This window comes from Amycolatopsis rhabdoformis, assembly GCF_035918295.1.
In the GTDB taxonomy this organism is placed as follows: Bacteria; Actinomycetota; Actinomycetes; order Mycobacteriales; family Pseudonocardiaceae; genus Amycolatopsis; species Amycolatopsis rhabdoformis.
Genome location: NZ_CP142149.1, coordinates 9,469,723 through 9,488,566, shown reverse-complemented (window position 1 = coordinate 9,488,566; position 18,844 = coordinate 9,469,723). Strand labels below are relative to the sequence as shown.

The window sequence follows — 18,844 nt, the reverse complement described above, 5'->3', positions numbered from 1 at the left end:
CGCGTGCAATACGGTCGAGAGCATGACCGAAGAAGAGCGGTACGCACTCGGCCTCGAGACCATGAACGCCGTGAACGACGGCAGCGCCCAGAAGGTGCTGGACGGGCTGGCCGACGTCGCGCCGGAGCTGGCGAAGCAGGTCGTGTCCTGGGGGTTCGGGGAGATCTACTCGCGCCCGGCGCTGGCGCCGCGCGACCGGCAGCTGCTCACCATCGGCATGCTGACCGCGATGGGCGGCTGCGAGCCGCAGCTGGAGCTGCACATCGGCACCGCGCTGAACGTCGGCCTCACGCCCGCGGAGATCGTGGAGGCGCTGCTGCAGTCGGCCGGCTACTGCGGTTTCCCGAGGGCGCTCAATGCCACGAACATCGCGAAGAAGGTCTTCGCCGAGCGCGGGCTGCTGCCGGTGCGTGCCGCGTGAAGGTCCTGCTGTTCGGCGCCACCGGCATGGTCGGGCAGGGTGTCTTGCGGGAATGCCTGCTCGACGAACGGGTCGAGCACGTGCTCACCGTCGGGCGCACGGCCACCGGCACCACGCACCCGAAGCTGACCGAACTCGTGCCCGACGACCTCAGTGACCTGAGCCCGCACGCCGAAGAGCTCGCGAACTACGATGCGTGCCTCTTCTGCCTCGGCGTCTCCTCCGCCGGGATGCCCGCGGCCGAGTACGAGCGGATCACCTACGGACTCACGCTTTCGGTCGCGCGCACCTACGCGGCGGCGCGGCCGAACGCGCGGTTCCTCTACGTCTCGGGCGCCGGCACCGACAGCACCGAACGCGGCCGCGTGCGCTGGGCGCGGGTGAAGGGCGCCACGGAAAACGCAGTGGCCCGCCTGCCGCTCGACGCGTACGCGATCCGGCCCGGGTTCATCCAGCCGCAGCACGGCGTCACGTCGAAAACGCCGCTGTACCGCCGGCTCTACCGCATCACCGCACCGCTTTACCCGCTGCTGCAACGGTTTCCGGCCGCGTTCATCACGACCGAAGTGCTCGGGCGCGCGATGCTGTCCGTGGCGGCCGACGGCTTCCCGCGGCACATCCTCGAGTCACGCGACCTCAACGACGCCGGGCAACGAGACCGGCCAGGAGGTTCGCCAGCCCCTCGCTGAGCCCTTCCTCGAACCGCTCGGCGCCCGGCTCCACGCCCATCTCCGCGCTCACCGTGGCCACGGCTTCGGTCGGGTTCGCGTACGGCCACAGGCCGGCGACCAGCACGAACACCGCGGCCGCGAAGTGGGCGGAGCCGGCCGGGGAGAGCTCCGGCACCTGCTCGCGCACGAGCGCGGCCAGCCGGTCGGCGCCGGCCGCCGCGCGGTGCTTGAAGCCGCGCGCTGTGTCCACGGAGATGTTGCGTTCGAGCACCGAGGCCATCGAACTGATCAGCTCGCACAGCAGCCGGTCTTCGCGCAGCGTGCGGGCGATCGTGGCGGCGACCCGCTCTTCGCGCGCGAAACCGGGGCCGTCGGCCGGCGGGCCGGTGAGCGCCCGCGCGACCACGTCCAGCCACTGGCGCAGCACCTGGTCGAGCACTTCGAGGAAGATCGCTTCGCGACTGTCGAAGTAGCGCAGCACGTTGGACTTCGCGAGGCCGACGCGATCACTCAGCTCACGCAGGCTGATGTCGGCGACCGGCCGTTCCCGCAGCATCGCCGTGGCCGTCGCGAGGATCGTCGCGCGCCGGGCCTCGACCTGCTCGGGGCGGCGGGCGCGCTGGAAACCGGCGCTCACGCGGCCGAGGTTAGCAGCCCAGCAGTCTGTTAACCCGGCTGAAAACTGTGGCGGAACTCGCGGGCGCCCGCTTCCCGAACGCCCGCGACGGAAGGTACTAACGGGTCAGGAGATGACCAGGCTGGCGATCTTGTCGTCGCGCAGGTCGATCGTCATCGTGCCGGTGCCGTTGAAGCGGTTGCTCTTCACGCCGACCTTGAGCACGTAGTTGTCCGCGCCCTTGCCGGGCTTGAGGCTCTGCACGGTGAAGCTGGCCCCGACCCCCATGTTGTCGGTTTCGTTCCAGCTCAACACGCCTTCGTGGCCGTGGAACTTGCGTCCCCAGTCCTCCAGGAACGCGTCGGTGGTGAAGGCGTCGACGAAGCTTTCGGCGTCGGCCTTGTTGGTGGCGTCCACGAACTGCTGGATCGCGGCCGGCACCTGCGAGGAGTCCGAAGTGGTCATCCCCGGATTCTGCCCGGCGGGAGCCGAACGCGCCTCCCCCTGCCGGGACTTGACCCGCCGGTAGCTCCAGATGAGCAACACGAACAGGATCACCCCGGAAAGGATGATGCTCGAGCCGGTGCTCCAGCCGCTGAACGGCAGCCAGTCGACCGAGCCCCACACGATGCCGGCGGCGAACAACGCCAGGCCGGCGAGCACGGAGCCCGCGATCCGCAGCGGCGTGGCCACGCTGTCCTCGGCGGCCTTCATCGCCCGCGTGCGCACGGGGTCCACGAACTTCTCCAGCGCCGGGAACTGCGAGGCCAGCACCACCAGCCCCGCGAGCACCAGGAGCAACCCCGGACCCGGCAGCACCAGCAGCGCGACCCCCACGAGGAACAGCAAGCCGCCCACCACCGCGGCGAAGGCCTGCTTCACCGGTCTGCCGAGTTCCACGCGGTCGCCTCCTGTCCGTTTCAGCCAGTGTGCCTGGCTCGCGGACCCCGCGCCCGGAGAAACTCCGGATCACCCCGGGATCGGCCCCCGCGTCCGAAGTGGACCGAGGACCGATCCCGACGTCAGGCGTGCGCGCCGAGGTGGGCGCCCAGCTTGTCGAGCCAGTCCCCCGTGCCCTGCTCGCGCCACGCCGGTTCCTCGTGCCCGTCGAGGAACGTGCCCTGTTCGGTGAGCACCAACCGGGTTCCCGCGCCGTCCGGCACGAGTTCCACCGTGGTGACCGAAACCGTGGCGAGGCCGGCCGGGCCGCTCAGCGCGCCGGAGTAGACGATGCGCTCGGCGTCGACGATGTCGTGGTACTCGGCCGTGAAGGCCAGCTCGCCGGCGCGGTTGGTCTCGTGGCCGCCGACGCGGAAGTCGAGCTCGTGGTCGGCGGCGCCGAACCAGCTGGCCTTCGCCGCCGGATCGGCCCAGGCGGCGAACACCCGCGCGGGCGGCACCGGGTACTGGCGTTCGAGGGTGAACGTGGAGTGCTTGACCTCGGTCATGACGTGGTCCTTTCCGGGAGGTCGGCGGCCAGGTGGCCGCCGAGGCGGTCGAGCCGGCGTTCCCAGCCCGTGCGCTGCTCACCGAGCCACTGTTCGGCCAGGCGCAGCCCCGCGGGCTCCAGCCGGTACGTGCGGACGCGACCGGCCTTCTCCGAAGCCACCAGCCCGCAGGACTCGAGCACCCGCAGGTGCTGCATCACCGCGGGCAGCGACATCGCGTGCGGCTGCGCCAGCTCCTTCACCGCGGCCGGTCCCTTGACCAGCCGCGCCACGAGCTCACGCCGGGTGGCGTCGGCGAGTGCCTGGAACACCCGGTCGAGCTGATGGTCAACCATGTGCTTAACCATGCGCCGGACTCGCCCAATAGTCAAGTAGATGCTTAACTAAAAACTTCGGCCGCCCCTGTCGGTCCGGGCCGCCCCCGGTGGTCGCAGTGACGAACCGCCTCGACTTCCGCGCCCGCGGCGCGGTAGGAAACCACCAGAGAGAAGGGGTCACCCGATGCGCTACATGATGCTGATCTGCGGACGGAGCCACGACGAGTCACGGCCGCTGCCCGACGACCCGATGGACTCCGCCACCGAAGCGTGGGTGAAGGAGATGGACGGGCGCGGTGTCCGCCTGACCGGCAACCGGTTGCGGCCCGCGAGCATGGCGACCACCGTGCGCGTCGAAAACGGCGAGGTGCTGCTGTCGGACGGGCCGTTCGCCGAGACCAAGGAGCAGATCCTCGGCTTCGACCTGCTCGAGTGCGAGAACCTCGACGAAGCGCTGGAGATCGCCGCGAAGCACCCGGCGGCGCAGTACGGGCCGATCGAGGTCCGGCCGCTCTGGCTCTGGCCCGGGGAAACGCCCTGAGCGCCGAAGCCGCCGTCACGGCCGCCTTCCGCGAGGAGGGCGGCCGGGTGGTGGCCACGCTGATCCGGCTCACGGGCGACTGGGACCTGGCCGAGGAGTGCGTGCAGGAGGCCCTGGCGCGAGCGCTGGAACGCTGGCCGCGCGACGGCGTGCCCGCCAAACCGGCGGCGTGGCTCACCACCACCGCGCGCAACCACGCCCTGACCCGGCTCAAGCGCAGCGCGACCGAAGCCGCGAAGCTGCGGGAAGTCGCCGCGCTGGCGCCGACCGAAGAACCGGAAGCCGACCCCAGCGGGGTGCAGGACGACCGGCTGCGGCTGATGTTCACGTGCTGCCACCCGGCGCTGCCGCTCGAAGGTCGTGTCGCACTGACGTTGCGCACACTCGCCGGCCTCACGACGGCGGAGATCGCGCGCGCGTTCCTGGTGACCGAAGCCGCGATGTCGCAACGGCTCGTGCGCACGAAACGCAAGATCCGCGAAGCCGGCATTCCCTACCGCGTGCCGCCCGCGCACCTGCTGCCCGAACGCACGGCGGCCGTGCTCGGCGTGCTGTACCTGCTGTTCAACGAGGGCTACGCCGCCACCACCGGCGACGAGCCCGCGCGCCACGACCTGTGCGCCGAGGCCATCCGGCTCACCCGCACGCTGCTGAAGCTGATGCCCGGCGAGCCCGAGATCGAAGGCCTGCTGGCGCTGCTGCTGCTCCAGCACTCCCGGCGCGACGCGCGGCTCGACGAAGCCGGCGAGCTCGTGACGCTGGAGGAGCAGGACCGGTCGCGCTGGGACGCGGCGGCGGTCGACGAGGGCCTCGCGCTCGTGGACACCGCGCTGCACCGCGGCTCCCCCGGCCCGTACCAGCTGCAGGCGGCGATCGCGGCCTGCCACGCGGCCGCGCCGACCGCCACGGACACCGACTGGCCGCAGATCGCCGCGCTGTACGGAGAACTCGCGAAGCGCGTGCCGTCACCGGTCGTGCAGCTCAACCGCGCGGTGGCCGTGGCGATGGCCGACGGGCCGGCCCAGGGCCTGGCGCTGGTCGACGCGATGGCGGGTGAGCTCGACGGTTACCACCTGCTGCCGGCGACCCGCGCCGACCTGCTGCGCCGCCTGGGCCGGCTCGACGAAGCCGCGCAGGCGTACCGCGCGGCGCTCGCGTTGGCGGGCAACGACGCCGATCGCCGGTTCCTGCGGCGCCGGCTCGCGGAAGTCGCCCCCGGAAAGCCGTGAAGGGCGCCTCGAGGGAATCCCTCAAGGCGCCCTTCGGCACTGCGACATTTCGACACTGCGACACTGCGGCACTTCGGAGTCGCGCGAGTTACAGGCCTTCGCCGGCCAGCAGCTCCTCGAACGGCAACGACGTCAGCTCATCCGACACCGTCGACTCGGGCGCCGCCGAAACCAGCGCCGCCAGCTCGCCGGCCGCACGCTCGACGCGCTTCTGCAGCGTGCCGGTCGCGCTCGCGCTGCCCCAGTCCGACGAAGCGGCGTACACGCCCGTCGCGACGGGATTGGCGCGCAGGTAGGCGAAGAGCGGACGCAGGGCGAAGTCCAGCACCAGCGAATGCCGTTCCGTGCCACCGGTCGCCGCGAGCAGCACCGGCTTCCCCTCGAGCGCTTCCTTGTCCAGGATGTCGAAGAAGGACTTGAACAGCCCGCTGTAGGACGCGGTGAAGACCGGCGTCACGGCGATCAGGCCGTCGGCGTGGGTCACCGTGTCGATGACTTCCTTCAGCTTGGGGCTGGGGAAACCGGTGAGCAGGTTGTTGGTCACGTCCACGGCGGTGTCGCGCAGCTCGATCACCTCCACGACCGTGTCGGGACCCAGTGCGGTGCGCGTCGCGTCCGCCAGCCGGTCGGCCAGCAGCCGCGTGGACGACGGCTGGCTCAACCCGGCGGTGACCACGGCGATGGTGCGTGCGGTCATTTCTGCCTTCTCCTCTGGCGAAACGAACGGTTCAGTCGGCGGTCGCCACAGCGGGTTCCGCCGCGGCGGCTTCCGCGGCGGCCTTCAGCGACTCGTGGCTCGGCGCGTCCGGCACGTGCGCCGGGCGCATCGACTCGAGCTCCTTGCGCAGCACCGGCACCACCTGCTCGCCGAGCAGGTCGAGCTGCTCCAGCACGGTCTTCAGCGGCAGGCCGGCGTGGTCCATCAGGAACAGCTGGCGCTGGTAGTCGCCGAAGTGCTCGCGGAAGGTCAGCGTCTTGTCGATGACCTCCTGCGGGCTGCCGACGGTGAGCGGCGTCTGCGAGGTGAAGTCCTCCATCGAGGGACCGTGGCCGTACACCGGCGCGTTGTCGAAGTACGGGCGGAACTCTCGCTGGGCGTCCTGCGACTTCGGCCGGATGAAGGCCTGCCCGCCGAGGCCGACGATGGCCTGGTCGGCCTTGCCGTGGCCGTAGTGCTCGTAGCGCTGGCGGTAGAAGCCGATCAGCTGCTGGTAGTGCTCCGTCGGCCAGAAGATGTGGTTGGCGAAGAAGCCGTCGCCGTAGTACGCGGCCAGCTCGGCGATCTCCGGGCTGCGGATCGAGCCGTGCCACACGAACGGGGGCACGTCGTCGAGCGGGCGCGGTGTGGAGGTGAAGCCCTGCAGCGGAGTGCGGAACTTGCCTTCCCAGTCCACGACCTCTTCGCGCCAGAGGCGGCGCAGCAGCGCGTAGTTCTCGATGGTGAGCGGGATGCCCTGACGGATGTCCTGCCCGAACCACGGGTACACGGGGCCGGTGTTGCCGCGGCCGAGCATGAGGTCGACGCGACCGTCGGCCAGGTGCTGCAGCATCGCGAAGTCCTCGGCGATCTTCACCGGGTCGCTGGTGGTGATGAGCGTCGTCGACGTGGAGAGCACGAGCTTCTCCGTCTGCGCGGCGATGTAGCCGAGCATGGTCGTGGGCGACGAGGGCACGAACGGCGGGTTGTGGTGCTCACCCGTCGCGAAGACGTCGAGACCGACCTCTTCGGCCTTGAGCGCGATCCGGACCATCGCCTTGATGCGCTCGTGCTCCGACGGCGTCGTGCCGTTGGTGGGGTCCGTCGTGACGTCGCCCACCGAGAAGATTCCGAACTGCATGACCGCTCCTCAGCCAGGTGGTTCGTGATGCGTGGTTTCTTGTCTGCACAACTGCTCGCGAGGAAGAAGTATTCCATAGTGACCATGCCGGTGACCTGGCGCACTCCCCTCACCGCACCCCTGACCCACGGGACTCTCGCCACACCGGAGCCCGAGGGCGCGGAAGCTGTCGGGGTGTGCGGATATCCTGCAGTACGGTGTCGGCTCGGGGACTGCCTCCGACGTCATCGTCCGAAGGCATCCGCCTGAGCCGACCAGCCTGAACAACGCCGTACAGCGAGCCAAGATCCAGGAGAGCGACCTCGTGACTGCTGAGACTCTGTACGGGGCCGACGACCTCACGCACCTCGAGGGCCTCGAAGCCGTCCGCAAGCGCCCCGGGATGTACATCGGCTCCACCGACAGCCGTGGCATCAACCACCTGTTCTCGGAAATCGTGGACAACTCCACCGACGAGGGCGTGGCGGGACACGCCACCCGCGTCGTCGTCACGATCCACGCCGACGGCAGCGTGCAGGTCGACGACAACGGCCGCGGCATTCCCACCGGCGTCCACGCGAAGTCGGGCCTTTCGGGCGTCGAACTGGTGCTCACGCGGCTGCACGCCGGCGGCAAGTTCGGCGGCTCGGGCTACAAGACCTCCGGCGGCCTCCACGGCGTCGGCGCGTCGGCGGTCAACGCACTGTCGCACCGCTTCGACGTCACTGTGAAGCAGGACGGCAAGGTCCACCAGATGTCGTTCGCGCACGGGGTGTCCGGCACGTTCGACGCGCCCGGCCCGAAAGCGAAGTTCACCCGGCATTCCGGGCTCAACCTCGTCGGCAAGATGAAGCGCGGCGAGCACAGCGGCACGTCGATCCGCTACTGGTACGACGCGCGGTACTTCGAGACCGGCGCGACGCTCGACGTCGAGGGGGTGCGCGCGAAGCTGCGCAACACGGCGTTCCTCGTGCCCGGTGTCACCTACGTGCTGCGCACCGCCCTCGAGGACACGATCAACGAGGAGACCTTCCACTACCCCCACGGGCTGGTGGACATGGTCGACTTCCTCACGCCGTCGGGTGAGAAGCCGGTGTGCGGCACCCTCGTGATCACCGGCGAGGGCACGTACAAGGAGAACGCCGCCGACGCCAACGGCGTGATGCAGTCCAATGTGGAGCGCCACGCCGAGATCGAGGTGGCGCTGCGCTGGGGCACCGGCTACGAGCGCACGGTGGAGTGCTTCACCAACACGATCCGCAACGTCCACGGCGGCACGCACCGGCGGGGCTTCGACCGCGCCGTCACGCGCGCGCTGCAGGACGCGATCGGCAAGACCCGCGGGCTGCTCAAGCCCAAGGAGGACCCGCCCACGCTCGAGGACGTGCTCGAAGGCATGACCGCCGTGATCCACGTGCGCCTGCCCGAGCCGCAGTTCACGTCGCAGACCAAGGACGAGCTGTCCACGGCCGGCATCACCCGCGTGATCCAGGGTGTCGTCGACAAGCACGTGAAGGCGTGGGTCGACGACCGCAAGACCAAGGCCGAAGCCAAGGTCGTGCTGCAGAAGGTGGTCGACGCCGGGCGCGTGCGGCTCACCCAGAAGCAGCAGAAGGACGCCGCGCGGCGCAAGACCGCGCTCGAGGGCGCGGCGATGCCGCCGAAGCTCGTCGACTGCCGCACCACCGGCGTCTCGCGCAGCGAACTGTTCCTGGTCGAGGGTGACAGCGCGCTGGGTTCGGCCCGCATGGCGCGCGTCTCGGAGTACCAGGCGCTGCTGCCGTTGCGGGGCAAGATCCTCAACGTGCAGAAGGCGTCGCTGGGCGACACGCTGAAGAACGCCGAGATCGCGTCGATCGTGCAGGTGCTCGGCGCGGGCACCGGGCGCACCTTCGACCTCACCACGATGCGCTACGGCCGCGTGATCCTGATGGCCGACGCCGACGTCGACGGTTCGCACATCCGCACCCTGCTGATCACGCTGTTCGCGAAGTACATGCGCCCGGTGATCGAAGACGGGCGCCTGTACGCGGCGATGCCGCCGTTGCACAAGCTCGTGACCAAGGGCCGCAACCCGGAAACGCACTTCACCTTCACCCAGCGGGAGATGGAGACGAAGTTCGCCGAGCTCGAACGGGCCGGCAAGAGCATCGTCACGCCGGTGCCGCGGTTCAAGGGTCTCGGCGAGATGGACGCCGACGAGCTGTGGGAAACCACCATGAACCCGGCCAGCCGCTCCGTCCGCCGCATCACCATGGACGACGCCGAAGCCGCCGAGAGCGCACTGGAACTGCTCATGGGCGAAAAGGTCGAGCCCCGGCGCAACTGGCTCGTCGCCTCCTCCGACCGCGTCGACCGCGACGCCATCGACGTCTGAGTTCGTCTTAGCTACCAAGGAGTTCTCCCGTGGCACGCCGCAAGGGCACCACCACCAAGATCGATCCCACCGCGTTCGACTCCGCCGGTGCGAACGTCTTCGACAACTCGCTGAAGACGGAGATCGAAGACTCGTACCTGGAGTACGCGTATTCGGTCATCCACTCGCGGGCCCTGCCGGACGCGCGGGACGGGCTCAAGCCGGTGCACCGGCGGATCTTGTACTCGATGAACGAGAACGGCTACCGGCCGACGCACGCGTACGTGAAGTCGTCGCGCGTGGTCGGCGACGTGATGGGCAAGTACCACCCCCACGGTGACGTCGCGATCTACGACGCGATGGTGCGGCTGGCACAGGACTTCTCACTCAACGTTCCGCTGATCGACGGGCACGGCAACTTCGGTTCGCCCGACGACGGCCCGGCCGCGTCGCGGTACACCGAGGCCCGCATGTCGCCCGAGGCGATGCAGCTCGTCGGCGAGCTCGGCGAGGACACGGTCGACTTCCGGCCGAACTACGACGGTTCGCTGGAGGAGCCGTCGGTGCTGCCCGCGGCATTCCCCAACCTGCTCGTCAACGGCACGTCCGGCATCGCCGTCGGTATGGCCACCAACATGATCCCCCACAACCTCGGCGAGGTGATCGCGGCGGCGCGGTGGCTGATCACGCACCCGACGGCGACGCTCGACAAGCTCATGGAGTTCGTCCCCGGCCCCGACCTGCCCACCGGCGGCAAGCTGCTGGGTCTCGACGAGGTGCGCCGCGCGTACGAAACGGGCCGCGGTGTGGTGCGGATGCGCGCGAACGTGGAGACCGGGCCGCTGGAAGGCAGCCGCGGGCGGCAGGCGATCACCGTCGTCGAGCTGCCCTACGGCGTGGGCCCGGAGAAGGTGATCGAGAAGATCACCGACGAGGTCAACAAGTCCAAGCGGCTCACCGGCATCGCCGACGTCAAGGACCTCACCGACCGCGAGAACGGCACGCGGCTGGTGATCGAGTGCAAGGTGGGCGTGAACCCGCAGGCGCTGCTGGCGGACCTGTACCGGCTCACGCCGCTGGAGCAGTCGTTCGGCATCAACAACCTGGTGCTGGTCGACGGGCAGCCGCAAACGCTCGGGCTCAAGGAGCTGCTGGAAGTCTTCCTGCGCCACCGCTACGACGTGGTCACGCGGCGCACGAGCTACCGGCGCCGCAAGCGTGAGGAGCGGCTGCACCTCGTCGACGGTCTGCTGATCGCGCTGCTGAACATCGACAAGGTCATCAAGCTCATCCGCGAGAGCGAAAACGCGCAGGCCGCGAAAGACGGCTTGATGACGCGGTTCAAGCTCTCGGAGATCCAGGCCACCTACATCCTCGACACCCCGCTGCGCCGGCTCACGAAGTACGACCGGCTGGAGCTGGAGAGCGAGCAGGAGCGGCTGCGCGAGGAGATCGCGGAGCTCACGAAGATCCTCGAGGACGACTCGGTGCTGAAGAAGCTCGTGTCGGCGGAGCTGGCGAAGATCGCGAAGGACTTCCCGACCGAGCGGCGCACCGCGCTGATCGACGGTGACCTGAAGGAGGTGCTCGCGGCGTCGAAGCCGTCCGGGCCGCTGGAGATCACCGACGATCCGTGCCAGGTGATCCTGTCGGCCACCGGGCTGGTCGCGCGCACGGCGGCGGAGTCGGAGGAGTCGTCGGAGGTGCGGCGGCGCAACGGCCGCGTGAAGCACGACGCCGTGGCCGCCATCGTGCACACGACCGCGCGCGGGCAGGTGCTGCTGGTGACCAGCCGCGGGCGGGCGTTCAAGACGGACGTGCTGCCGCTGCCGGTGCTCCCGGAGCAGGCCGGCACGGTCTCGCTGCGCGGCGGCATGGCGGCGCGCGAGCTGGTGCCGTTGGAGAAGGGCGAGACGGTGGTCGGCGTCGCGCCGCTGGGCGAGCAGGCGACCGGTTCGCCGGGCCTGGCGATCGGCACGCGCGCCGGCGTGGTGAAGGTGGTCGCGCCGGAGTGGCCGGTGCGGTCCGACGAGTTCGAGATCATCACGCTCAAGGCCGGCGACGAGATCGTGGGCGCCACGTGGCTCGCCGACGGCCAGGAGACGCTGGCGTTCATGTCGTCGGAAGCTTCGCTGTTGCGCTTCGCCGCTTCGCTGGTGCGGCCGCAGGGGCTGAAGGGCGGCGGCATGGCGGGCATCAACCTGCCGGGCGGCGCTTCGGCGGTGTTCTTCGGCGCGGTCCGCACCGATGACGACGACCACGGCGAGCCGATGGTGGTCACGGCCACGGGCCAGTCGGTGAAGGTCACGCCGTTCAGCGAGTACCCCGCGAAGGGCCGTGCCACCGGCGGTGTGCGCGCCCACCGCTTCCTCAAGGGCGAAACCGCGGTCACCGTCGCCTGGATCGGCTCCCGCCCGGCCGGTGCGGCCCGCAACGGCGACCCCGTGGAGCTCCCCGAGGTCGACCTCCGCCGCGACGGCTCCGGCCACGCCCACCCGGGCCCGGACGTCGTCGGCCACACCATCGAGCGAGACTGATCGGCTGGCCGACTGAGCTCATCCCCGGCGGGGCACTTGTCATCGTGACAGGTGCCCCGCCGTTTTCGGGTCGCTCGATCGTGCGATGCGTTATATATCGCCTTACGATACATTGGAGTCATGGCCACTTCGCGCAGCATGTCCGAGCAGGCGTTTTTCATCCTCACCGCGTTGGTCGACGCCCCGCTCCACGGCTACGGCATCGTCGGCGAGGTCAAATCCCTGTCCGACGGCCGCCTCACCCTGCGCGTGGGCACGCTGTACGGCGCCTTGGACCGGCTCACGACAGAGGGGGCGGTGGAGCCGGACCACGACGAGGTGATCAACGGGCGCCTGCGGCGGTACTACCGCCTCACGAACGAGGGGCGCACGGCCCTGGCGGTGGAGGCGGAGCGGCAGGCAGCGAACGCCCGGGTGGCGCATCGGCGGCTGGGGCTGGGGATCGCCGGGGAGGGGTCGTCATGAGCAGCGGGGGTGGCTTTCGCCGGCAGTCTGCAGAGCCGGGGTTCGGTCTCGACGGGGCGGTTGAGCGGAAGGCAGGCCGCGGTCTCGCGGCTGAACGAGCAAGCCGACTCGATCAGCACGCCGGCACGCGCGCGGAAACCGGCGCCCGCCCGACCGCCGAACCGATGCCGCGCGGCCGGACGAAACCGTGGAGCGGCCGCAGAACCGAGGCTGAGAGGCCGCGCAGGACACCGGCCGCGGCACTCCGACGAGAGGCGCGGAAAGCAGTGCAGGTCCGGAGGAGGCGGCAGCCATGACACCCCTTGAACTCCGCTATCGGCGCCTCACGCGGTTGCTGCCGGCGCACTACCGGCGGGCGTGGGAGGACGACATGGTGGCCACGTTCGTCGAGACCACCACTGATCGCTCCGAAGATCCGGAGTTCGATCTCGACTACGGTCGACCGGACGTCCGGGAGGCCACGAGCGTCCTGGTGCTTGCGGTGCGGCTGCGGTTGAGTGCGGGCGGCCCGCGTCGGTATGTGACGGCGGGCGAGGTCGTCCGGCGGTTGGCCCTGGCCGGCACTGCGTTCCAAGCCGCACTGGCCCTCGTGACCGGCATTCTGCGGCTCACGTGGCCGGCGCCGGAGGTGCGCGACGCCCCGACCCTGAACCTGGTGCTCGCGTTGTTGTGGTTGCCCGCGCTGGGCGCGCTGCTGGCCGGGCACAAGAAGCCGGCTTTGGCGCTCGCAGCAGTGGCGACCGTCGGCCCCTTTCTTCTGGGCGAGTGGGGCCAGGCGATTCTGCAAGTCCTGACCGTGCTGGCCATCCTGGTCCACCCGCGGCCGACAACCGTCCACACACGACAGTGGGTGCTCGCCACCGCCGGCACGGCCGTGGCAGCGTTCGTCGTGCAGTGGCTCGGTGTTCCGGACCTGGTCGCGGTCGCCGGCATCGTCACGGCGGCCACCGGACTCGCGCTCCTCGGCGCGGCCTCGCCGGCCGCCCGCCAAACCTGCCTGATCGCGGCGGGCGTGGTCGTGGTGGCCGAGGCGGTGACCCTGCCGACGCTCCTCGCCCCGTTCCAGCCGACCGCGCTGATCGTGATCGCGGCGCTGGTCGTTGTCGGTGCGGCGTTGGCCGTTCGGGGTCGCCTGGCCGATCCGGCCGTCAGGTAGGCCAGCCACGGCACGGGAGGCCGCCGGTCGAGGCGGTGTCCTTGAGTGAGCGCGCGCACTCTTTACGTGAGAGTTAAGCAAGGCTAACCTCACTTCGATCACCGGATCGAGTGGGGGCGGGAATGAGCACCGATGAGCTGACGCGCACGGAAGCGGCCGGCCGGGGAGGGCCGGTCGGTGGAGGCCGCAAGGCCGGCCGGGTGCGGAGGTGGCTGCGGCGTCGGCCGGTGCGCCGGGCGCTGGTGGTGACGCATCGGTGGACGTCGCTGGTGCTGGGGTTGTTCCTGGTGCTCGAGACCACGTCCGGGGCGATCCTGCTGTACCACGCGGAGTACTTCCGTGCGACGCACAGCGAGTTCTACCGCCACACGCCGAGCGAGCACCCCGTGAGCCTGCAGCAGGCGCGGGACATCGTCGCCGGTGCGCATCCGGAGTTCTCCCCCGCGTGGGTGAGCAACGACGGTGGCGTGATCGCCGTCGGGGATCCCGATTTCGCCGTGGCGTATGCCGTGGATCCGGGGACGGGGCGGATCAACGGCAGCGCGCGCCTGGAAGACGGCGTGATGGGGTTTCTGGCCAACGTGCACGACTGCGGGCTGACCTGCGAGGGCTACCCGGGATACGTGTCGTGGTTGGCGAAGCCCGTGCCGTCCGTCGGGTTCGCGTGGCCACCCGGCACGAGCTGGGGACTGCTGGCCCTGGTGGTGCTGGGGTTGCTGATGGTGCTGCTCGCGATCAGCGGGATCGTGGTGTGGTGGCCCGGCGTGCGGCGCCTGTCGCACGGGTTTCGGGTGCGGACCGGGAAAGGGCGGTTCGCGCGGGACTACGACCTGCACAACGTGCTCGGCATCGTCGCGGTGCCGTTCGTGCTGATGTGGGGCGTGACGGGAGCGGCTTTCTACCTTCCGCCGGTCAAGGACGCGTGGCTGGCGGTGACCGGTGGCGCGGCGGCGGACCCGCAGAAGTACTCGTTCACGGCGAACGCGAACCCCGGTGCGCCGGAGATCGGCATCGACGAGGCGGCGCGGGCGGCGCTCGCGACCACACCCGGTGAGATCCGCTACCTCACCGCGCCCCAGGACGGCTACTACAGCGTCTCCATCGCCAGTGACGGCTACCAGCCCTACGGCGCCCGCGCGTTTTTCGGTGGCGACCACACCGTGTACGTGGACAGCCACGACGCCACCCACGTGTCCGATGTGGACGCCAAACCCGAGCCGCGCGCGAACTCGTTCTACGACAAGGTCTTCGAGCCCGCCCACTTCGGCTGGCTCGTCGGCGGCTGGTGGCGGATCGTCTGGTTCGTACTGGGCCTCACACCACTGGCCCTGATGCTCACGGGGATCTCGACCTGGCTCTTCCGCAGCGGTTCGAAACGACGCCGGCGCAAAGCCCGGGCGGCACGCCAGGCCCACCAGGAAACCGGCCCGGCACCCGCATGATCGAAGCACTGGCCTTCGCCACCACGGTGGTCTGCGTGGCCGGCGGGTTCGCCGTGCTCGGCACCGGGCTCGCCGGCCGCTACCGCCGTGGCCGGACGCTGCCGGCGCTCGCCATCGTGGAGCTGGCGTTGATCGGGCAGGCCGTCGCCGACGTCCTCGGTCTGTTCGGTGGCGACCGCCCGGCCGAGCTCGGCACGCACCTCGCCTACCTGGCCACCTCACTCGTGCTGCTGCCCGCCGCCGCGGTGTGGTCCGCCGGTGAAGAAGCGCGCTGGAGCGCCGTGGTCATCGCCGTCGCGCTGCTCGCCGTGGCCGTGGTCGTGGTGCGCGCCCAGACCACCTGGCGCCCGGCGTGAAAAGGCCGCCCCGGGGTACGAAACCCCGAGGCGGCCCCGAGCCGGGCACGCCGCCGCGTCAAGGCGGCCCAGCACGATCGAACTCGGCCAAGCAACCCGGCTGAGCAGCTCGACCACTCGGTTCAGCCAAGCGGCAAAACCCACTCAGCCCAGCCCGACACTCACGCGATCTTGAACGACTGCGCCGCCCCACCATTGCAAGCGGCCTGCACCAACCGCACCGAATCAGCCGTCGAACCACCCGGCACCGTCAGGCACTTGCCACTGTGCCGAGCCGTCAGGTGGTAGTAACCGCCACCCTCCGACACCGCCTGCCACTGCTGGTTGCCACCACCGCTGTAGGACCACAGCTGAATCCCGGCGTTGTCCGCGGTGGACACATCCGTGACGTCCAGCACTTCAGCCGCGTTGCCGCGGTTGTTGATCCGCACGAACCCGTCGCTGGTCGGCTGGAACTGGTACTGCTGCGCGTTGGTGGCGTTGCAGGTGTACTGCTGCACCACCGTTCCGTTCGTCGTTCCGGCCGCCGCCGCGTCGACGCACTTGTTCGTGGCCTTGTTCACCACCGGGTACCACGAGGTGGGCGAGATCCCGCCGGCCGGCGGAGTGGTGGTGCCGCCGTCGCCGGTGGCGCCGCCGAGCCAGCGCAGGCCGTCGAGCACGAAGCGGTTCTGGTCCGGGCTCGCGAAGGTGGACGACAGCGCCGTGTTGGTGTCGTAGTTCATCTTGTTGTGGCCGAAGTTGGCGTAGATCATCTTGTAGGACTTGTTCGTCCACATGATCGGGTAGTACCCGCTGTGCCACGTCTGCGAAGGGTCGTCGCCCACCGGGAAGGTGCCCGGGTCGAGCGAGGCCAGGATCGAGATGTTCGGGTTCTGGCGCAGGTCCTTCTGCCAGGAGTACCACTCGCTCACCGAAGACTGGATCGTCGCCGGCAGGTTCACCGTGGACGGGTGCGTGCGGTTCTCGATCTTCAGCGTCTCACCGGTCGGACCCCACGAGTTCGACACGAACCGGCCGGTGCCGAGGAAGTCGTTGTGGAACCAGTTCGACGAGGCCGGCGACGAGTTGTCGTTGTACGCCGTCACGTGGAAGCCGAAGAACCCGCCGCCGGAGTCCATGTAGCGCTTGAACCCGTCGAACTGCGCCTGCGACTGCGGCTGGTCGTCGAGGAACATCACCACCGCGGCCTGCGAAGTGGTGAGCGAGGTGAGCTGGTTCCAGTTGTTGGTGGCCGTGAACGTGTAGCCGTTGGCCGCCGCCTGCTGCTGGAACCACGGGCGCGCTTCGTTTTCGAAGCTGATGTGCGCCGCGTCGTAGGTGCCGCTGTAGAACGCGAGCACCTTGAACGGCGTGGCCGCGGCCGCGTGCGGCGTGAGCGCCGGCGAACCGTACGCGAGGCCGAGGCACGCGGCGAAGAACACCAGCGCTTTCCCGATCAGCCCGAACGGGCGTCGTTTGGCGAACATGGGTGGTCCTTCCGGTGGGGGGATGGGGAGAGGAGGAAGGGTTTACTTCTTCACCACGGGAAACGCTGGTGGTAGCGCAGCCCGTAGCCATAGGGGAACAGCGCGGGCTTGCCGTCGCCGACGTTGATCGGCTGCTGGTCGGCGCTGCGCATCCAGGTCACCGGCAGCTTGCCGGTGGGGTTGTAGTCACCGAAGAGCACGTCGGCCACGCCCTGGCCCTCGCTGCCCGGCAACCACGACTCGATCAGGCCGGCCCAGTCCGGCAGCTGCTTGCTGATGTCCAACGGCCGCCCCGAAACGAGCACCACCACCGTCGGCACGCCCGAGTCGCGCAGCTTCTGCAGCGTCGCGAGGTCGGTGGCGTCGAGGCCCAGGTCGCCCGGCCGGTCGCCCTTGGTCTCCGCGTACGGCGTCTCCCCCACCACGGCCACGGCCACGTCGTAGGACTTGTCGATCCCGCTGCCGTCCTTGGCGAACGTGACGGTGGACGACTTCTTCACCGTGTTCTCGATGCCCTGCAGGATCGTGGTGCCCGGGATCACCGGCCCCGACGTGCCCTGCCAGCCGACGGTCCAGCCACCGGCCTGGTTGCCCATGTCGTCGGCGTTCTTGCCCGCCACGAAGATCTTGTTGTGCCCCTTGTCCAGCGGCAGCACGTTGTGCGAGTTCTTCAGCAGCACCTGCGATTCCCGCACCGCCTGGCGCGCGAGGTCGCGGTGCGCCTGGCTGCCGATCGTGGCGAGGTAACGGCGATCGGTGAGCGGGTGTTCGAAGAGCCCGAGCTGGAACTTCTTCGTGAGGATGCGGCGGTTGGCGTCGTCGATGCGCGACATCGGCACCTTGCCGTCCTGCACGAGGGTGCGCAGGGTGTCGATGAACTTCTGCCAGTCGTAGGGCACCATCACCATGTCGATGCCGGCGTTGATCGACGCCTCGACCTCGTCGGGGGTGAAGCCGGTCTGGCCGTCGATCTTGTCCACGCCGTTGTAGTCCGACACCACGATGCCGTCGAACCCGAGCTCGTTCTTGAGCACATCGGTCACGAGGTAGGAGTTCGCGTGCAGCTTCACGTCGTTCCAGCTGGAGTAGCTCACCATCACCGAGCCGACGCCGCGCTTCACCGCCTCTTTGAACGGCGGCAGGTGGATCGCGCGCAACTCCTGCTCGCTGATCTGCGTGTTGCCCTCGTTCACGCCGCCGGTGGTGCCGCCGTCGCCCACGTAGTGCTTCGCCGTGGCCAGCACCGAAGCCGGCCCGCCCAGCGAACGGCCCTGCAGCCCGGTGATGATCGACGTCATCTCCGTGGCGAGCTGCGGCACCTCGCCGAACGACTCGTACGTGCGGCCCCAGCGGTCGTTGCGTGCCACGCACAGGCACGGCGCGAAGTCCCAGTCGATGCCCGTGCCGGACACCTCTTCGGCCGTGGCGCGCCCGATCTTCTCCACCAGCTTCGGATCGCGTGACGCACCGAGCCCGATGTTGTGCGGGAACACGGTCGCGCCGTTCACGCCGTTGTGGCCGTGCACCGCGTCGACGCCGTAGATCAGCGGAATGCCCAGCGGCGTCGCCAGCGCGGCCTTCTGGAAGCCGTCGTACATGTCGGCCCACGTGGCCGGCGTGTTCGGCGTCGGCTGCGAGCTGCCGCCCGACAGCAGCGAACCGAGCCGCGCCGTGGTCACGTCAGCCGGCGACTTCACACCCAGGCGCTCGGCCTGCATCATCTGGCCGAGCTTGTCGTCGAGCGACATGCGCTTCATCAAGTCGGCCACGCGCACCGAAACCGGCCGTCGCGCATCCTTGTAGGCAGGCTGGTTGCCGGCCAGCGCGGGCGCGTGCGCGCTCACCGTCAACGCCGCCGCCAGCACCCCCAGCGTGATCGAACGACCGACGCGCATCCGGCTACTCCTCGTCGAGGGACCAAACTTCACGTCTTGAATTAATACACACGTTTCGCAAGTGGTCCAGACCTTGCGGACAAACCGGTTGCCGGTGACCGGGACCAC

17 protein-coding genes and 1 pseudogene are annotated in these 18,844 nt (G+C 69.6%); 10 read left to right on the top strand and 8 right to left on the bottom strand.

Translation table 11 applies throughout. The annotated features are described in order from the left end of the window. The first annotated feature begins 22 nt into the window (after positions 1-22). Positions 23-421, top strand: a complete 399-nt coding sequence (locus VSH64_RS44200; RefSeq protein ID WP_326568680.1) for a carboxymuconolactone decarboxylase family protein — start codon at positions 23-25, stop codon at positions 419-421. Then, a complete protein-coding gene (locus VSH64_RS44195) occupies positions 418-1,110 on the top strand; it encodes an NAD(P)H-binding protein (RefSeq protein WP_326568679.1) in 693 nt (230 codons plus the stop codon). Before VSH64_RS44200 ends, VSH64_RS44195 begins: the two co-directional genes overlap by 4 nt. Here VSH64_RS44195 and VSH64_RS44190 read toward each other — a convergent pair. From VSH64_RS44190 to VSH64_RS44175, 4 genes and pseudogenes are all read right to left on the bottom strand, one after another. Beyond that, positions 1,058-1,729: a TetR/AcrR family transcriptional regulator gene (locus VSH64_RS44190; protein ID WP_326568678.1), complete on the bottom strand. Its 672-nt coding sequence runs from the start codon at positions 1,727-1,729 to the stop codon at positions 1,058-1,060. The genes VSH64_RS44195 and VSH64_RS44190 overlap by 53 nt on opposite strands. Positions 1,730-2,212: 483 nt before the next feature. Further along, positions 2,213-2,608: pseudogene (locus VSH64_RS44185) on the bottom strand (PGPGW domain-containing protein); the annotation flags it as partial. Between the two features lie 122 nt (positions 2,609-2,730). Further along, positions 2,731-3,156: an SRPBCC domain-containing protein gene (locus VSH64_RS44180; protein WP_326568677.1), complete on the bottom strand. Its 426-nt coding sequence runs from the start codon at positions 3,154-3,156 to the stop codon at positions 2,731-2,733. Continuing rightward, positions 3,153-3,491, bottom strand: coding sequence for an ArsR/SmtB family transcription factor (locus VSH64_RS44175; RefSeq protein WP_326568676.1), 339 nt, complete (start codon positions 3,489-3,491; stop codon positions 3,153-3,155). The genes VSH64_RS44180 and VSH64_RS44175 overlap by 4 nt, the downstream gene beginning before the upstream one ends. 166 nt (positions 3,492-3,657) lie before the next feature. On the opposite strand from VSH64_RS44175, the gene VSH64_RS44170 reads away from it, so the two are divergent. After that, the gene (locus VSH64_RS44170; protein ID WP_326568675.1) at positions 3,658-4,014 is read left to right on the top strand and encodes a YciI family protein; all 357 of its coding nucleotides are present in this window, start codon (positions 3,658-3,660) and stop codon (positions 4,012-4,014) included. Beyond that, entirely contained in the window at positions 4,011-5,243 is a 1,233-nt protein-coding gene (locus VSH64_RS44165; protein ID WP_326838208.1) for an RNA polymerase sigma factor, read from the top strand. Before VSH64_RS44170 ends, VSH64_RS44165 begins: the two co-directional genes overlap by 4 nt. A gap of 88 nt (positions 5,244-5,331) precedes the next feature. On the opposite strand, the gene VSH64_RS44160 is transcribed toward VSH64_RS44165, so the two are convergent. Together VSH64_RS44160 and VSH64_RS44155 are read right to left on the bottom strand one after the other, a co-directional pair. Further along, positions 5,332-5,940, bottom strand: a complete 609-nt coding sequence (locus VSH64_RS44160) for an FMN reductase (RefSeq protein ID WP_326568674.1) — start codon at positions 5,938-5,940, stop codon at positions 5,332-5,334. Between the two features lie 31 nt (positions 5,941-5,971). Continuing rightward, entirely contained in the window at positions 5,972-7,081 is a 1,110-nt protein-coding gene (locus VSH64_RS44155) for an LLM class flavin-dependent oxidoreductase (RefSeq protein ID WP_326568673.1), read from the bottom strand. Between the two features lie 304 nt (positions 7,082-7,385). Between VSH64_RS44155 and VSH64_RS44150 the strand changes: the two genes are divergently transcribed. The 6 genes from VSH64_RS44150 (at position 7,386) to VSH64_RS44125 (ending at position 15,372) form a co-directional block, all read left to right on the top strand. After that, a complete protein-coding gene (locus VSH64_RS44150) occupies positions 7,386-9,437 on the top strand; it encodes a DNA gyrase/topoisomerase IV subunit B (protein WP_326568672.1) in 2,052 nt (683 codons plus the stop codon). Positions 9,438-9,466: 29 nt separating this feature from the next. Next, entirely contained in the window at positions 9,467-11,953 is a 2,487-nt protein-coding gene (locus VSH64_RS44145) for a DNA gyrase/topoisomerase IV subunit A (RefSeq protein ID WP_326568671.1), read from the top strand. A gap of 120 nt (positions 11,954-12,073) precedes the next feature. Continuing rightward, a complete protein-coding gene (locus VSH64_RS44140; RefSeq protein WP_326568670.1) occupies positions 12,074-12,418 on the top strand; it encodes a PadR family transcriptional regulator in 345 nt (114 codons plus the stop codon). A gap of 292 nt (positions 12,419-12,710) precedes the next feature. Then, positions 12,711-13,574: a hypothetical protein gene (locus tag VSH64_RS44135; protein WP_326568669.1), complete on the top strand. Its 864-nt coding sequence runs from the start codon at positions 12,711-12,713 to the stop codon at positions 13,572-13,574. 122 nt (positions 13,575-13,696) lie between these two features. Beyond that, positions 13,697-15,016, top strand: coding sequence for a PepSY-associated TM helix domain-containing protein (locus tag VSH64_RS44130; RefSeq protein WP_326568668.1), 1,320 nt, complete (start codon positions 13,697-13,699; stop codon positions 15,014-15,016). After that, complete coding sequence (locus VSH64_RS44125) at positions 15,013-15,372, top strand: hypothetical protein (RefSeq protein ID WP_326568667.1); 360 nt, start codon at positions 15,013-15,015, stop codon at positions 15,370-15,372. The genes VSH64_RS44130 and VSH64_RS44125 overlap by 4 nt, the downstream gene beginning before the upstream one ends. Before the next feature lie 161 nt (positions 15,373-15,533). On the opposite strand, the gene VSH64_RS44120 is transcribed toward VSH64_RS44125, so the two are convergent. Beyond that, positions 15,534-16,841, bottom strand: coding sequence for an RICIN domain-containing protein (locus tag VSH64_RS44120; protein ID WP_326568666.1), 1,308 nt, complete (start codon positions 16,839-16,841; stop codon positions 15,534-15,536). A 50-nt stretch (positions 16,842-16,891) separates the two neighbouring features. After that, positions 16,892-18,736, bottom strand: a complete 1,845-nt coding sequence (locus VSH64_RS44115) for a glycoside hydrolase family 3 protein (RefSeq protein WP_326568665.1) — start codon at positions 18,734-18,736, stop codon at positions 16,892-16,894. Between the last annotated feature and the right edge of the window lie 108 nt (positions 18,737-18,844).

What these genes read in the sequence shown, in the direction of transcription:
- VSH64_RS44200 (WP_326568680.1), top strand. Translation starts at nt 23, where the DNA reads ATGACCGAAGAAGAGCGGTACGCACTCGGCCTCGAGACCATGAACGCC.
- VSH64_RS44180 (WP_326568677.1), bottom strand. Translation starts at nt 3,156, where the DNA reads ATGACCGAGGTCAAGCACTCCACGTTCACCCTCGAACGCCAGTACCCG.
- VSH64_RS44175 (WP_326568676.1), bottom strand. Translation starts at nt 3,491, where the DNA reads ATGGTTGACCATCAGCTCGACCGGGTGTTCCAGGCACTCGCCGACGCC.
- VSH64_RS44170 (WP_326568675.1), top strand. Translation starts at nt 3,658, where the DNA reads ATGCGCTACATGATGCTGATCTGCGGACGGAGCCACGACGAGTCACGG.
- VSH64_RS44160 (WP_326568674.1), bottom strand. Translation starts at nt 5,940, where the DNA reads ATGACCGCACGCACCATCGCCGTGGTCACCGCCGGGTTGAGCCAGCCG.
- VSH64_RS44155 (WP_326568673.1), bottom strand. Translation starts at nt 7,081, where the DNA reads ATGCAGTTCGGAATCTTCTCGGTGGGCGACGTCACGACGGACCCCACC.
- VSH64_RS44140 (WP_326568670.1), top strand. Translation starts at nt 12,074, where the DNA reads ATGGCCACTTCGCGCAGCATGTCCGAGCAGGCGTTTTTCATCCTCACC.
- VSH64_RS44135 (WP_326568669.1), top strand. Translation starts at nt 12,711, where the DNA reads ATGACACCCCTTGAACTCCGCTATCGGCGCCTCACGCGGTTGCTGCCG.
- VSH64_RS44130 (WP_326568668.1), top strand. Translation starts at nt 13,697, where the DNA reads ATGAGCACCGATGAGCTGACGCGCACGGAAGCGGCCGGCCGGGGAGGG.
- VSH64_RS44125 (WP_326568667.1), top strand. Translation starts at nt 15,013, where the DNA reads ATGATCGAAGCACTGGCCTTCGCCACCACGGTGGTCTGCGTGGCCGGC.
- VSH64_RS44120 (WP_326568666.1), bottom strand. Translation starts at nt 16,841, where the DNA reads ATGTTCGCCAAACGACGCCCGTTCGGGCTGATCGGGAAAGCGCTGGTG.
- VSH64_RS44115 (WP_326568665.1), bottom strand. Translation starts at nt 18,736, where the DNA reads ATGCGCGTCGGTCGTTCGATCACGCTGGGGGTGCTGGCGGCGGCGTTG.